The 15,222-nt window shown below is 72.6% G+C and carries 10 protein-coding genes; 8 read left to right on the top strand and 2 right to left on the bottom strand.

Annotated features, from left to right (window positions below; translation table 11 throughout):
• The first annotated feature begins 75 nt into the window (after window positions 1-75).
• From ABZ457_RS16560 to ABZ457_RS16540, 5 genes are all read left to right on the top strand, one after another.
• The gene (locus tag ABZ457_RS16560; RefSeq protein WP_359158272.1) at window positions 76-828 is read left to right on the top strand and encodes a GntR family transcriptional regulator; all 753 of its coding nucleotides are present in this window, start codon (window positions 76-78) and stop codon (window positions 826-828) included.
• A 203-nt stretch (window positions 829-1,031) separates the two neighbouring features.
• Window positions 1,032-1,211: an SPOR domain-containing protein gene (locus tag ABZ457_RS16555; protein ID WP_359158271.1), complete on the top strand. Its 180-nt coding sequence runs from the start codon at window positions 1,032-1,034 to the stop codon at window positions 1,209-1,211.
• 109 nt (window positions 1,212-1,320) lie between these two features.
• Complete coding sequence (locus ABZ457_RS16550) at window positions 1,321-1,755, top strand: (deoxy)nucleoside triphosphate pyrophosphohydrolase (protein WP_359158270.1); 435 nt, start codon at window positions 1,321-1,323, stop codon at window positions 1,753-1,755.
• A 158-nt stretch (window positions 1,756-1,913) separates the two neighbouring features.
• Complete coding sequence (locus ABZ457_RS16545; protein ID WP_359158269.1) at window positions 1,914-2,339, top strand: ATP-binding protein; 426 nt, start codon at window positions 1,914-1,916, stop codon at window positions 2,337-2,339.
• A 148-nt stretch (window positions 2,340-2,487) separates the two neighbouring features.
• Window positions 2,488-5,106: a SpoIIE family protein phosphatase gene (locus tag ABZ457_RS16540; protein WP_359158268.1), complete on the top strand. Its 2,619-nt coding sequence runs from the start codon at window positions 2,488-2,490 to the stop codon at window positions 5,104-5,106.
• A 126-nt stretch (window positions 5,107-5,232) separates the two neighbouring features.
• On the opposite strand, the gene ABZ457_RS16535 is transcribed toward ABZ457_RS16540, so the two are convergent.
• Complete coding sequence (locus ABZ457_RS16535; protein ID WP_359158267.1) at window positions 5,233-5,943, bottom strand: PspA/IM30 family protein; 711 nt, start codon at window positions 5,941-5,943, stop codon at window positions 5,233-5,235.
• Window positions 5,944-6,023: 80 nt separating this feature from the next.
• Complete coding sequence (locus ABZ457_RS16530) at window positions 6,024-8,126, bottom strand: TPM domain-containing protein (RefSeq protein ID WP_359158266.1); 2,103 nt, start codon at window positions 8,124-8,126, stop codon at window positions 6,024-6,026.
• A gap of 292 nt (window positions 8,127-8,418) precedes the next feature.
• Here ABZ457_RS16530 and ABZ457_RS16525 point away from each other — a divergent pair, with 292 nt between their 5' ends.
• The 3 genes from ABZ457_RS16525 (at window position 8,419) to ABZ457_RS16515 (ending at window position 15,198) form a co-directional block, all read left to right on the top strand.
• The gene (locus ABZ457_RS16525; RefSeq protein WP_359158265.1) at window positions 8,419-10,905 is read left to right on the top strand and encodes an ABC transporter family substrate-binding protein; all 2,487 of its coding nucleotides are present in this window, start codon (window positions 8,419-8,421) and stop codon (window positions 10,903-10,905) included.
• Between the two features lie 334 nt (window positions 10,906-11,239).
• Window positions 11,240-13,147: a translational GTPase TypA gene (gene typA, locus ABZ457_RS16520; RefSeq protein WP_359158264.1), complete on the top strand. Its 1,908-nt coding sequence runs from the start codon at window positions 11,240-11,242 to the stop codon at window positions 13,145-13,147.
• A gap of 428 nt (window positions 13,148-13,575) precedes the next feature.
• On the top strand, window positions 13,576-15,198 hold the full coding sequence (locus ABZ457_RS16515) for an ABC transporter substrate-binding protein (RefSeq protein ID WP_359158262.1): 1,623 nt from the start codon (window positions 13,576-13,578) through the stop codon (window positions 15,196-15,198).
• Window positions 15,199-15,222 lie beyond the last annotated feature (24 nt).

Here is a 15,222-nt window from a genome sequence, read left to right as displayed (position 1 = left end):
CCGTGGCCCACACTTGCGGTCAACAACCGACGGTTGCCAGTCTGTTGCTGTCTGTCAACCTGTTGGGAGTGGCCAGTGACATTCGGTGAGCAGCCCGCCTATCTGCGCGTTGCGAGCGATCTGCGGCAGAAGATCGTGAACGGCGCGCTGCCGCCGCACACCCGGCTGCCGTCGCAGGCGCGCATCCGCCAGGAGTACGGGGTCTCGGACACCGTCGCGCTGGAGGCGCGCAAGGTGCTCATGGCGGAGGGGCTCGTCGAGGGCCGGTCCGGCTCGGGGACGTATGTGCGTGAGCGGCCCGTGCCGCGCCGGGTCGCCCGCACGGGCTTCCGGCCGCCGTCGGGCGCCAGCCCGTTCCGGCAGGAGCAGGCGGACGAGGGGGCCCGCGGCACCTGGGAGTCCAGCAGCGAGCAGGAGGTCGCCGGCCCCGAGATCGCCGGGCGCCTCGGTATCGAGCTGGGCGACCGCGTGATGCGCACCCGCTACCTCTACCGGGACGCGGGCGAGGCCATGATGATCTCGACCTCCTGGGAGCCCCTGGCCGTCACCGGGCGCACCCCCGTGATGCTCCCCGAGGAGGGGCCGCTCGGCGGCTGCGGTGTCGTCGAGCGGATGGCCGCCATCGACGTCGTCGTGGACAACGTGGTGGAGCAGGTCGGCGCCCGCCCCGGCCTCGCCGAGGAACTGCTCGCGCTCGGCGGGGTACCGGGCCATGTGGTCATGGTGATCGAGCGGACGTACTACGCCTCGGGGCTCGCGGTCGAGACGGCGGACGTGGTGGTCCCGGCGGACCGCTACCGCGTGGCGTACCACCTCCCGGTGCGCTGACGGCTTTTCCCGGGGTCCCGGGCCCACGAGGTGCCTTCGCCGGTCGATCAGGGGGCGTATCCAGCCGGATGCGCCCCCTTGTGCTGTCTCTTTGTAAAAACACGTATCCGCTCAGTGAAGGTCAGGCGTACGCTTGGGCATATGCGTAGTGCGGTTTCCCGGCGATGGTTACGGACGCTCGGCACGACCTGGGGAGGGACGCGATGACGGAAGGCGCCGCCGTGCTCCCCTGGCAGGTGGTACGGCAGGACGACAACGGCAACCGGTACCGCGTCGGCCGGTACGCGACCCGGGCCGAGGCGGAACGGATCGCGGACTCCCTCGATGTGCGCGGCCACAAGCAGCTCTACTCGGTGGAACAGGTCGGTCAGCCCGGGCGCTGATCCACCGGCCGGGCGGGCCCCCTGACGGCCCGTCCGCGCCCGCCCGCCCGTGGTCCCGCCCCCCCGGTCCCGTCCATGCCCCGTGCGCCGGCGCAGTACGCTCCGGCGCATGGACGAGCGTGTGGTGGTGGCCGGTGCCGTGTACGACGACGGGCGGCTGCTCGCCGCCCGGCGGAGCACCCCCGCGGAGCTGGCGGGCCGGTGGGAGCTGCCCGGCGGCAAACAGGAGCCGGGGGAGAGCCCCGAACAGGCCCTGGTGCGCGAACTCCGCGAGGAACTGGACATCGAGACCGAGCCCGTGGAGCGCGTCCCGGGCCAGTGGCCCCTGAAGCCCGGCTATGTCCTCCAGGTGTGGACCGTGCGCATCCTCTCCGGCCGCCCCCGCCCGCTCCAGGAGCACGACGCCGTCCGCTGGCTCGCCCCGCACGAACGGGACGACGTGGACTGGCTCGACCAGGACCGGCCCGCGGTCGCGGAGGCCGTCCGGCTGCTCCTCGCCCGCGCGGAGCCGGGGGAGCGGGCCGACGGGTCCCCACGCGGCTGACGCCCGCCTCGCCTGCGCCCCCGCGCTCCGTCATATGCCCGTCACACCCGTCCCGGCCGTCACGGTACCCACCCCGGTAAACGGGGTATGTGCACCTTGTCCCCCGAAAAGGGCGTGGGGTCGTGGGCCGTCCGGCGAAGTCCGGGGAAGTGAGCGGCGTGAGCGACGTGGTCGGCGCCGAAGGCACCTGTGCCGAATGGAGCTTCCCCGCGCGCCCGGGCGCCGTGCGCGCCGCCCGTCACGCCGTCCGCGACACCCTGCGAGGCTGGGGCGTCGACGAGACCGCGCGGGATCTGGTGGTCCTCCTGGTGAGTGAACTGGTCACCAACTCCCAGCGCTACACGGCGGGACCGGTCGGCGTCCGCCTCGTCCCGCTGGTCGGCCCCGATCCGTCCGCGCCGCCGTCCGCCCTGCGCGTCGAGGTCTCCGACCCCCTCCCGGACCCGCCCGTCGCCAAGGCCGCCCACCCGGAGGACGAAGGGGGCCGCGGCCTGCAACTGGTGGCCTGTTCGGCCCGCCGCTGGGGTACCCGGCGCGGCAGAACGGGCAAGACGGTGTGGTTCGAGCTGGCTCTGACTGGTTAGGAGTCGGGGAGGGACGACGATCACGGAGAACTCGGCCGGAAATGAACGAGACCTCTCTGTGATCGTGAACGCCGTGTCCGCCGGGGCCGTAGTGCTGAATACTGCGGTCATGGCCGGTCCGGTGCGGTGAGCTGGAGGGGACGGTCGCGTGAGCGAGATACCTGGGACGGCGAGCGGCGTCATGTGGCAGAGCAGCCCGCCTGGCTCGATCTACGACTACATCAAGGTCGCATCCTTCTCGATCGGCCCGGACGGGCTGGTCGACCAGTGGAGCCGGCGTGCCGCCGAACTGTTCGGCATCACGTCCGAGCAGGTCAGGGGCAAGGACCCGATCGAGGTCTTCCTCCCCGCCGAACTGCGCACACGCGGACGGCGCAAGGTCGCCGAGATCCTCGACGGCAAGGAGTGGACGGGCCTGGTCCCGTTCCGCGTCCCGGGAGCCCCCGACGGGGCGCGGGCGGCCGGTGAGCGCGGCCGGACGGCGCACGGACTCGCCGAGATCTACGTCATGCCGAGCGAGGCGGAGGACGGCCGGCAGGCGGCCCTGTGCATCGTGGTCGATGTGCGCGCGCTGCGCCGGATCGAGAGCGATCTCGCCGCTTCACAGGCCATTTTCGGCCAATCCCCGTTCGGTTTCCTCCTGTTCGGTACCGATCTGACGGTGCAGCGGGCCAACCGCCGCTTCGCCACCGTCTTCGGCGGCGAGGCCGAGGACCACCGCGGACGCACCGTCCACGACTACCTCCAGCGCCCCGAGGCCGAACGCCTGGACGCGGCCCTGCGTCATGTCCTCGCCACCGGGGAGTCCGTCACCGACCTCCAGATCTCCGGCACGGTGGCCGGCAGCAGCGAACGCCGCCACTGGTCGGTCAACCTCTACCGCGTGCACGGCGGATCGGGCCGGCCCGTCGGCGTCGCCGGTCTCGGCACCGATGTCACCCGCCGTCAGATCGCCGCCCGGGAGGCCGCCAACGCCCGCCGCAACCTGGCCCTCCTCAACGAGGCCGGGGCCCGGATCGGCAACTCCCTCGACCTGGAGACCACCGCCCGGGAACTGCTGGACGTCGCCGTCCCGGGCTTCTGCGACCTCGCCTCCGTCGACCTCTACCAGGGCCTGCTCACCGGGGACGAGGCCCCGCCCGGGCAGTTCGGCTCCGCCCACTCGGAGAGCTACGGCGGCGGCACCGCCGAGCTGCGCCGGGTCGCCTTCGCCAGCGCCGTCTCGGACGCGCCCCTCGTCGCCACCCCGGACTGCGTCGAGAACGGCGCCTCGCCCGCCGCCGTCGGCGAGGTCCACCGCTACCCGTTCAACTCCCCCTGCGCGGACGCCCTGCGCACCGCGACGGTCCGCTCCCTGCCCGGGGCGGAGGGCAGCCTGGTGCAGTCCGCCCTCGCCGTGCCGATGGTCGCCCACGACACCGTCGTCGGGCTGGTCCAGTTCGCGCGGGCCAAGGGCAGCGAGCCGTTCGGCGAACGCGACCGGGCCCTCGCCGTGGAACTCGCCTCCCGTGCGGCCGTCTGCATCGACAACGCCCGCCTCTACCGCCGTGAGCACGAACGCGCCCTGATCCTCCAGCGCAGCCTGCTCCCGCCCGGCGACCCCGAGGCCGCCGGACTGGACATCGCCTGCCGCTATCTGCCCGGTACCACCACCACCGAGGTCGGCGGCGACTGGTTCGACGTCATCGAACTCCCCGGTCACCGCACCGCCCTGGTCGTCGGCGACGTCATGGGCCGCGGTCTGCGGGCCGCCGTCGCCATGGGCGAACTCCGCACCGCCGTACGGACCCTGGCCCTGCTCGACCTGGAGCCCGCGGAGGTGCTGTCGGCTCTCGACGAGATCGCCCGCGGTCTCGGCGGCCCCGGCACGCCCTCCCAGGTCCGGCGCTCCGGCCCGGCGGGCGGCTCGGCCCCCCGCGGCACCCAGCAGGCCGACCTCGCCGAGGTCTACCTCGCGACCTGCGTCTACGCCGTCTACGACCCGGTCACCCGCCGCTGCACCTTCGCCAACGCGGGCCATCTGCCGCCCGTCCTGGTCGAACCGGGGGAGGAGGCGCTGCTGCTGGACGTGCCGCCCGGGATGCCCCTCGGCGTCGGCGGCGAACCCTTCGAGGAGGTGGAGGTCGAACTCCCCGAGGGCTCCCTGCTCGCCCTCTACACCGATGGCCTGGTGGAGTCCCGCGACCACCCCCTCGACGAGGGCCTCCAGGCCTTCCGCGCCGCCCTCGGCGACCCGGGCCGCCCCCTGGAGGACGTCTGCGACCACGTCCTCTCCACCCTGGACACCCGCCACGGCGAGGACGACATCGCCCTTCTCATGGCCCGTATCCAGGGCCTGCCCGCCGAGTCGGTGGGCGACTGGCGCCTGCCCCGCGAGCCCCGCTCGGTGGGCCGCGCCCGGGAACTGGCCCGGACCCAGCTCACCGCCTGGGACCTGGACGCCCTGGTCGACACCGTCGAACTCCTCGTCAGCGAACTGGTCACCAACGCGCTCCGCTACGGCGAGGGCGAGATACGGCTGCGGCTGCTGCGGGACCGCACCCTGGTCTGCGAGGTCTGGGACGCGGGCCTGGTCCAGCCCCGCCGCCGGCGCGCCCGCGACACCGACGAGGGCGGCCGGGGCCTCCAGCTGGTGGGCCTGCTCAGCTCCGGCTGGGGCTCCCGCAGGACCCCGCGCGGCAAGACGGTCTGGTTCGAACTGGGCCTGCCCGAGGAGGGCGGCGGGACGGCGGAGCCGACGGTGGACCAGCTCCTGAGCATGTTCTGACGGCCGGTCTTCCGGCGCCCGGTTTCACCAGGGCGCCCGGCCTTCAGAAGGCCGGGCGCCCTGGTGAAACCGGGCGCGGGGCCGGGCCCCCGCCGACCCGCGCGGCTCGCCCCGGAACGACCCGCCTCACGCCGACTTCAGCGCCGCCAGCCTCGCCTCGACCTCCGCGCCGTCCCCCAGCGCGTCCAACTGCTCGAACTGCGCGTCCAGCGAGGAGGCGGCCAGCTCCTGCTTGCCCAGCGCCCGGGCCTCCTCACGGCGGACCTTGTCCTCGAAACGGTTCAGCTCGCTGGTCGGGTCCAGGACGTCGATGCTCCGCACCGCGTCCGTCATCCGGTTCTGCGCCTCGGCCGACTTCGCCCGCGCGACCAGTTCGTCCCGCTTCGCCTGGAGCTGGGAGAGCTTCTCCTTCATCTGCTGGAGACCGGACTTGAGCTTGTCGACCACCTCGGTCTGCGAGGCGATCACCGGCTCGGCGGCCCGGGCCTCCTTCTCCGACGCCAGCTGCCGGCCGAGCGCCACCTTCGCCAGGTTGTCGAAGCGGTCCGCGTCCGGGACACTGCCCGCCGCGCGCAGCTCGTCGGCCTTTCGGCTGGCCGCGAGCGCCTTCCCGCCCCACTCCGCCGCCGCGTCCACGTCCTCCCGGTGGTCCTGCTCCATCAGCCGCAGATTGCCGATGGTGGCCGCGACGGCCTGCTCGGCGTCGGCGATGTTGTTGGTGTAGTCGCGGATGAGCTGGTCCAGCATCTTCTGCGGGTCCTCCGCCTGGTCGAGGAGCGCGTTGATGTTCGCCCTCGCCAGTTGGGCCACACGTCCGAGGACGGTCTGCTTGGTCATCGCCACTCTCCCTTGAACCTGGTGAACAGGAGCCTTGTCGGTACGAGCCTGTGAAATACGGGGCCGGCCGCCCTCCGTGGTCAGAAGCGGCCGCCGCCCATCCGGCCCCGCGTGCCCCCGCCGCCGAAGCTGCCGGGACGGCCGCCCCCGAAACCGCCCCCGCCACCCCCGCCGAAGCCGCCGTACCCCCCGCCCCCGCGGCCGCCGAGCATGCCGCCGAGGATGATCCCGCCGAGGACCGCGCCGCCCAGCCCGCCGCCGGGACCGCCCCGCATCCCGCCGCCGCCCGGGCCGAAGGGGCCGCCGCCGTAACCCCGGACGTCGTTCTCGGCGAGGGTCTGTGCCTCCTGGGCCATCGCGTCGGCCCGCTGCGCCTCCGCCAGCGCGGCCTGGGGGTCGCCCCCGGCGCCCGAGCCGTCGCCGCTCAGCGACTCCGCCCGCTCCAGCCGCCGCCGCGCCTCGGCCAGGCGGGTGCGCGCCTCGCTGCCGACCGCGCCCCGGTGGGTGGCGATGTAGTCGGCCGCCGCGTCCACGGCCGCCCGCGCGCCGAACAGCGCCCGGTCCAGCAGGGCCCGGGCCCGCTGGGAACCCTGCTCCCGCTCGCGTGCCCCGGCCAGCGCCTCGTCGAGGGCGGCGTCCGCCTCCTCCACCCGGCGCAGCGCGTCGATCGGGTCGTACGGCCCGGCCTCCGTCTCCCGCCGCACCTCCCCGGTGACCGTCTCGGCCCGGGCCATCCGCCCCTGGAGGGCCGCCGTGGCCACCCCGTCCGGGGTGCCCTCAAGCACCCCGCGGGCCTCGGCGAGGTCGGCCTCGGTCTCGGCCAGCGTCCCGGGCAGCCGCCCCGCCGCCCCGGCCAGCTCCTGCGCCCGCCGGTCCACCGCGTCCACCAGCAGCACCGCCTGTGCGAGGGCCCCCTCTGCGGCCCGCACCTGGACGGCGGCGGTCCCGTTGTCGCCGCTCTCCACGGCCTCGCGCGCCTCGGCCAGCGCCCCGGCCGCGAACTCCAGCCGGTCGGCCGCCTCGTCCACGGCCCCGGCGACGGGCGCCGAGGCGGTCGGGGCGTAGCGCTCGCGCATCACGCCGAGGGCGGCCTCGGCGCTGATCATCCGCCCGGCGGTCTCGTCGTGGGCCGTCTGCGCGGCGGCCAGTGCCGCGGGCGCGTTCCGCTCCATGGCGCGCAGCCGGTCGAAGTCCTCGGACTCGGCGTCCAGCCGACGGTTCGCCTCGGCGCAGCGGGCCAGGATCTCCTCCAGCATCCGCCGCCGGGTCGCCTCGTCCTCGGGGTACGCGTCGTCGAGCTGCTGGCGCAGCCGGAACGCGGCGGTCAGCTCGCCCTGGGCGTGCGCCACCGCCTCGGTGAACGGGCGGGCCGCCTCCTCGCCGAACTGGGCGGTGGCGAAGCCGAGTTCCTCCTGGCTGGTGCGGATCGCGTCGTCCGTGTCGACGAGGGCCTGCCGGGCCCGGCCGTCCAGCTCCGGCAGCGGGGTGGCCGGCGGAGCGCCCCAGCCCTCCTGGCCGCCCCGGGGCGTGGTCCGGGTCTCGGTGCGCCGCCGCCGCTTGGTGTACGTGTACGCGGCGAGCGCGCCCGCCGCGCCGATCACCGCGATCGGCAGCACCAGGTCGCCCGCCCCGGTACCGGCGTCCCCGCCGCCGCCCGGGTCCACCTGCCCGGGGGTGACGGCGACCTCGGGCACCGGGCGCCCGGCGAGCACGGCGTCATAGCCGTCGGCCGCCCCGATCGCCGCCCCGGCCCAGTCGTTCTCGCGCAGGGCGGGCTCGATACCGCGCTGCGCCACGGCGGCGAGCTGGGCGTCGGTGAGCCGGGAGTCGTCGGCGACCCAGTAGGCGTACTGCCGGGCACCGGTGGCGACGGCGAGGAGGACGTCGCTGTCGCCGAGGCCGTTGCGGTCGGCGGTCCGGGCGGCCCACTCGGGGGCGGCGGTGCCGGAGAAGTCGCGGACGTAGACGACGAAGAGCTGGAGGCGCTGGCGTTCCCAGAGCCGGTCCAGGGCGGTGGCGACCGCGGCCTCCCGGTCGCCGAGGGCGTCGGTCCGGTCGGTGATCTGGCCCTGCCGGGACAGTTCGACGGGCTCGTCGGCCAGGGCGCCCGGGACGGCGGGCCCGAGCAGCCACCACGCCGCCGCCAGCGCCGAGAGCAGGGCCCGCACGGCAGTTCGCGTCACATTCCGGAGGCTAAGCCGGGCCCCGGTGGGCCGCGACCGGACCGGACGGCCCCGGAGGACCTGCCGCGACCGCCCCGCCCGGCCCGCCTCCGCCCGGCCCGCCTCCGCCCGCACCGCACGGCCGCCCGCGACCGCGCACCGGGGCCCCGGACGGCCCCCCGGAGGGCTGTCCGGGTGAGCTTCCGGGCCGCCCCCGCCGTGTCGGCGCGCGGGACGCCGGAGCGTCCACTTGAGTGGGGAATCGGTGTGATCATCTCCAAATTCGACGAACCAGGACTAAGAGGTGCAGGCCATGTCCCAGGTCGAGGCCCCCCGCGGGCGGACATGCTCCCGAAGGCTCCGCTCCGTCGCCCTGCTCACCAGCGGTGTCCTCGCGCTCCCCGTCCTCGCGGCGTGCACCGCCGAGGACGACGGGAGCTCGGCGAAGCCGCCCGCCCAGGACATCGCCCCCGCCGGCCGCGGCGCCACCGCCGACGGCGGCACGGTGCGCTGGGCCGTCGACACGGTGCCCGCCACCCTCAACGCCTTCCAGGCCGACGCGGACACGACGACCGGCCGGATCGCGGCGGCCACCCTCCCCGCCCTCTTCACCGTCGACGAACGCGGCCGTCCGGTGCGCAACCCGGACTACCTCGAATCGGCCGAGGTCGTCGAGCGCGAGCCCAAGCAGGTCGTCCTCTACAAGATCAACCAGCAGGCGGTCTGGAGCGACGGCCGGGAGATCGGGGCCCCCGACTTCCTGGCCCAGTGGCGCGCCCTCAGCGGCAAGGACTCCGCCTACTGGACCGCCCGCAACTCCGGGTACGAGCGGATCGAGCGGATCGAGCGCGGGGCGGACGACCTGGAGGTCAAGGTGACCTTCACCAAGCCCTACGCCGACTGGGAGTCGCTGTTCACCCCCCTCTACCCGAAGGAGGTGACGGCCACCGCCGCCGCTTTCAACGACGGGGCGCGCGCCAAGCTCCCGGCGACGGCCGGGCCCTTCCGGATCGAGAAGGTCGACCGGGACGGCGGGGCCACCACCCTGGTCCGCAATCCGCGCTGGTGGGGGGAGCGGGCCAAGCTCGACTCCCTGGTCCTGACCGCCGTCCCGCGCGGGGAGCGGATCGCCGCCCTCACCGCCGGAAAGCTGGACGTCGCGGACATCGACCGCCCGGCGGCGGAACGTATCTCCTATGCCGCGAAGGACGCCGGCCGGGGCGGCAAGCCCCTCGCCCACGGCCCCGGCTCCGGCCTCACCCCGTCCGCCGCGCTCCGCTCCTGGGCGCTGGCCCACGGCTCCGACGAGGGAGTGGCGGAGACGGCGCGCGCGGCCCGCGAGCGCACCGCGAAGGCGCAGGCCCGCTACGCCGAGGAGCAGTCGGTGCTCCGGGGCTACCGGGTCCGCAAGTCGCTGGAGCCCGCCTACACCCAGCTCGCGATGAACGGCGAGTCCGGTCCGCTGGCCGACGACCGGGTCCGCCGGGCCGTCGCCCGGGCGATCGAGCGGGCGGAACTGGCCGAGACGGTCCTCGGCCCGCTCGGTCTGCCGGCGAAGCCGCCCGGCAGCCACCTCGCCCTGGCCGGCCAGCCCCACTACAAGGACAGCAGCGGCGCCCTCGGCAAGCAGAACACCCAGGAGGCCCAGGCCCTGCTGACCGCGGCCGGCTGGACCCCGGGCGGGGCGCTGGAGAAGAAGCCCGCCGAGGCGGCCGGCGCCGAGAAGGACGCCACCGGCAAGGACGCCACCGGCAAGGACGCCACCGGCAAGGACGCCTCCGAGAAGGACTCCCCCGAGGAGAACAAGGACAAGGACGGCGCCGGGCAGTCCGACAAGCCCGGCGGTGCCGACACCGCCTCCGACGAGGGCCTCTACATCGTCGGCGACGACAAGCCCGCCACCGATGCGCGCCTGCGCGAGCACGCCCCCACCGGCACCCGGGTGATCGCCCCCGCCCCGGCCGCCGCCCTCCAGAGCCTCGCCCTGGAGCGCCAGGCCCGCGCGCTGACCGAGAGCGACGACGCGGAGGGCTCCGGGGCCTCAGGGGACGCGGACGGCACCGCGACCGCGAAGGGACAGGAGAAGGGCGACGGCATGGCCGGCGCCTACGCCCCGCGCGGCACCGCCGCCCCCTCCCCGGCCGCCGCCGGCGGCGCGGTCGGCAAGGACGGCAAGCCCCTGACCCTGCGCTTCGTCCTCCCCTCCGGCCCCGGCTCCGAGCAGGTGCGCACGGTCGGGACGAAGATCTCCCGGATGCTGGAGCACATCGGCATCCGGACCGAGGTCACCAAGGTCGCCGACGAGAGCTACTTCAAGGACCACGTCGCCTCCGGCGACTACGACCTGGCCCTCTACTCCTGGCCCGCGAGCGCCTACCCGGCGACCGACGCCCGCCCGATCTACGCCAAGCCCCGGCCGGCCTCGGACGGCTCGCTGCTGGTCGAGCAGAACTACACCCGGGTCGGCACCGACTACATCGACCAGCTCTTCGACCAGGCGGCCGGCGAGCTGGACGACAAGGCCGCCCGCGAGCTGATGCACCGGGCCGACGCCCGGATCTGGGCCGCGGCCGGGTCCGTGCCGATCTACCAGCGCCCCGACCTGGTCGCGGTGAAGTCCTCGCTCGCGAACGTCGGGGCCTTCGGCTTCGAGACCCCGCGCTACCAGGACATCGGCTACCGCAAGCCGTCGAGCGGGCCCGAGAAGCCCGCCGGGAAGCCGTCCGAGCAGCCCGGGAAGGCGACCGGGAGTCCCGCGGCCGAGTCCCGGCCGCCGGCCGAGGAGTCCGCGACGCCGTAGGGCGCGTACCGCCCCGGGCGGGTGCCACGGCCCTCCGGACAGCCGCGGGACTTGCTTGCGCAAGCTCATGACCTGCTCAATTCCCTTGCCCGCCGGCCACGCCGGCGGGCAAGCTCGTTCCCGCCTCCCGACCCGGCCCGACCGGCGCCCTTCCCCACCCCACCCCCGGGCGCCCCGGCGTGATCCTCGTCCCATGCCCGCCCGCCCCCGATCGGCCGCGCGGCCCCGTGCGCCGCCGCCCCGTACCATGGGGGGAGCCGTGGCGCGTCCGCCCGGCGGGCGTACGAAGGAACTGACGCCGATTCCCACGATCCGAGAGAAGCGCAAGCCACTCATGCCCACGCGCCATGACATCCGCAACGTCGCCATCGTCGCCCACGTCGACCACGGCAAGACGACCATCGTCGACGCCATGCTCAAGCAGGCGGGAGCCTTCGCCGCGCACCAGCTCGACTCCGTCGACGACCGGATGATGGACTCGAACGACCTGGAGCGTGAGAAGGGCATCACGATCCTCGCCAAGAACACGGCGGTGAAGTACCACCCCAAGGACGGCGGGGCGCCCATCACGATCAACATCATCGACACCCCCGGCCACGCCGACTTCGGCGGCGAGGTCGAGCGCGGTCTGTCGATGGTGGACGCCGTGGTGCTCCTCGTCGACGCCTCCGAGGGCCCGCTGCCGCAGACCCGGTTCGTGCTCCGCAAGGCGCTCCAGGCCCGGATGCCGGTCATCCTCTGCATCAACAAGACGGACCGCCCGGACTCCCGGATCGACGAGGTCGTCAACGAGACCTACGACCTCTTCCTCGACCTGGACGCCGACGAGGACCAGATCGAGTTCCCGATCGTCTACGCCTGCGGCCGTGACGGCGTCGCCTCGCTGACCAAGCCGGAGGACGGCACGGTCCCGGCGGACTCCACCAACCTGGAGCCGTTCTTCTCCACGATCCTGGAGCACGTCCCGGCCCCGACGTACGAGGAGGACGCGCCGCTCCAGGCCCACGTCACCAACCTCGACGCCGACAACTTCCTCGGCCGTATCGCGCTGCTCCGCGTCGAGCAGGGCGAGCTGCGCAAGGGCCAGACGGTCGCGTGGATCAAGCGCGACGGCACGGTGTCCAACGTGCGCATCAGCGAGCTGATGATGACCGAGGCGCTGACCCGCAAGCCCGCCGAGGTGGCCGGCCCCGGTGACATCTGCGCCGTCGCGGGCATCCCCGACATCATGATCGGCGAGACCCTGGCCGACCCGGAGAACCCGGTCGCGCTGCCGCTGATCACGGTCGACGAGCCCGCCATCTCCATGGTGATCGGCACCAACACCTCCCCGCTGGTCGGCCGCGGCGGCACCGGCAAGGGCGCGGACGCCAAGTCCGCGGTCAAGGACCGCAAGGTCACCGCCCGCCAGGTGAAGGACCGTCTGGACCGCGAGCTCATCGGCAACGTCTCGCTCCGCGTCCTGGACACCGAGCGCCCGGACGCCTGGGAGGTGCAGGGCCGCGGTGAGCTGGCGCTGGCCATCCTGGTCGAGCAGATGCGCCGCGAGGGCTTCGAGCTGACCATCGGCAAGCCGCAGGTCGTCACCAAGGAGGTCGACGGCAAGGTCCACGAGCCGGTCGAGCGCATGACGATCGACGTGCCCGAGGAGCACATGGGCGCCGTCACCCAGCTGATGGGCGTCCGCAAGGGCCGGATGGACAACATGTCGAACCACGGCTCCGGCTGGGTCCGCATGGAGTTCGTCGTCCCGTCCCGCGGTCTCATCGGCTTCCGCACGGAGTTCCTGACGAACACCCGCGGCACCGGTATCGCGCACTCCATCCACGAGGGCCACGAGCCCTGGTTCGGCGCGCTGCAGACCCGCAACAACGGCTCCCTGGTCGCCGACCGCTCCGGCTCGGTGACGGGCTTCGCGATGACCAACCTCCAGGAGCGCGGCGTCCTGTTCGTCGAGCCGGGCACCGAGGTCTACGAGGGCATGATCGTCGGCGAGAACTCCCGCGCCGACGACATGGACGTGAACATCACCAAGGAGAAGAAGCTCACCAACATGCGCTCCTCCACGGCCGATGTCGCGGAGTCCATCGTCCCGCCGCGCAAGCTCTCCCTGGAGCAGTCCCTGGAGTTCTGCCGCGACGACGAGTGCGTCGAGGTGACCCCGGAGGCCGTGCGCATCCGCAAGGTCGTCCTGGACCAGCGCGAGCGCGCCCGTACCGCCTCCCGCGCCAAGCACGCCTGACGGAGCGCCAGAGTCCCTGGCGCACCCACGACGGACGGCCCGGCCCCTGCGGACACTCACGGGGGGCCGGGCCGTCCGTCAAAGTGTTTTCCGGCGGCCGCGGTGCTCCGAGTGTCCGTATATCGACCGTCGCTCTCCGGAACATGTGTTAACGGTCCGTTTCGCGGGTGTCTGTCTGTGCTCGCTTTGTCCGGATTTCGGTCCGGCGGGCACCTCTGATGTTGTCAAAACGAGACCCTTTAAGTGTGGTTTACCGCCCGGACGTACTTAATAGTTGGCTCCATTGAGCTCGGGTCAATGGGTCATGCGCTGTGGGGAGCGCCGACTCACGAGCACACTCGGGGCATTGCCGCAGCGCCGTCAGGGGTGTCGGCGCGTCAGACAGTGCCTCTCTTGTAGTGACAAAGTGGACTCATGAGGAGGAACCCATGCGTGGTGCCAAGAGCGCCAAGTGGGTCGCGGGTGCGATAGTCGTCGCTCTGGCCGCGACTGCCTGTGGTGGCAGCGACAGCGGTTCGGACAAGAACAAGGGCAACGCCTCGGGCAAGCCCGCGGGCTACGTCTCGATCGACGTCGGCGAGCCGCAGAAGCCGCTGATCCCGGCCGACACCAACGAGAGCCTTGGCTCCTACGTCATCCAGTCGCTCTTCACCCAGCTTCTGGACTTCGACTCCGACGGCAACATCGTGTACACGAACGCCGAGTCGGTCGAGACCGAGGACTCCAAGACCTGGACCGTCAAGCTCAAGTCGGGCTGGAAGTTCCACAACGGCGAGGCCGTCACCGCGCAGTCCTACGTGGACGCCTGGAACTGGTACGCCAACGTCAAGAACAAGCAGCAGAACGCGTTCTGGTTCAGCGACATCAAGGGCTACGGCGACGTCCACCCGGACAAGGGTGAGCCGAAGGCCGACAAGATGTCCGGTCTGAAGGTCGTCGACGAGACCACCTTCACGATCGAGCTGACCGAGAAGGTCCCGTACTTCAACTACAAGCTCGGCTACGCCACCTGGGCCCCGCTGCCCAAGGTCTTCTACGACGACCCGAAGGCGTTCGGCCAGAAGCCGGTCGGCAACGGCCCGTACAAGTTCGAGAAGTGGAACCACAAGAAGCTCATCCAGGTCGCGGCCTACGATGAGTACCAGGGCCCGAACAAGGCCCAGAACAAGGGTATCCAGTTCAAGAACTACGCGACCGTCGAGGCCGCGTACCAGGACGTCGTCTCCGGCAACCTGGACATCATCCGCCAGGTCGGCCCGACCGACCTGCCGAAGTACAAGCAGGACCTGGGCAAGGGCGCCATCGAGCAGCCCTACGCGGCGATCCAGACCCTCGTGCCGGCGTTCTACACCGACACGTTCAAGGACATGGACCCGAAGGTCCGCCAGGGCCTGTCCATGGCGATCGACCGTGACACGATCACCAAGACCGTCCTGAACAACACCCGCACCCCGGCGACGAGCTTCACCCCGCCGCAGGTCAAGGGCAACCAGGACCTGGGTACGGACGTGTTCACGTACAACCCGGAGAAGGCCAAGCAGCTCATCACTGAGGGCGGCGGCGTTCCGGGCAACAAGATCATGATCCAGTACAACACCGACGGTGGCCACAAGGAGTGGGTGACCGCCGCCTGCGAGTCCATCCGCAAGGCCACCGGTGTCGAGTGCGTCGGCGACGCCAAGCCCGACTTCCCCACGGACCTTGAGGCCCGTGACAACGACCAGGTGAAGTCGATGTACCGCGGTGGCTGGGTGGCCGACTACCCGGTCAACGTGAACTTCATCAAGGAGCTCTACCACTCCAAGGCCGAGGCGAACAACGGTCGCTTCAAGGACGCCGAGATCGACAAGATGATGGCCGAGGCCGACAAGGCCAACTCCCTGGAAGACGCCGTGAAGGGCTACCAGGAGGTCGAGAAGAAGCTCCTCGACAAGATGCCGGCCATCCCGCTCTGGTACTACCGCATCAACGGTGGCCACGCGGACACGGTCGACAACGTCAAGGTCGACTTCCACGGTGACCTGGAGCTCACCGGAGTCACCGTCAAGTAACCCCTTGGCGGGCCTAACCCCCAC

It is taken from the genome of Streptomyces sp. NPDC005805 (assembly GCF_040630445.1).
In the GTDB taxonomy this organism is placed as follows: domain Bacteria; phylum Actinomycetota; class Actinomycetes; order Streptomycetales; family Streptomycetaceae; genus Streptomyces.
Note: the sequence above shows the minus strand (reverse complement) of the source record. Positions and strands in the feature narration are given on the sequence as shown.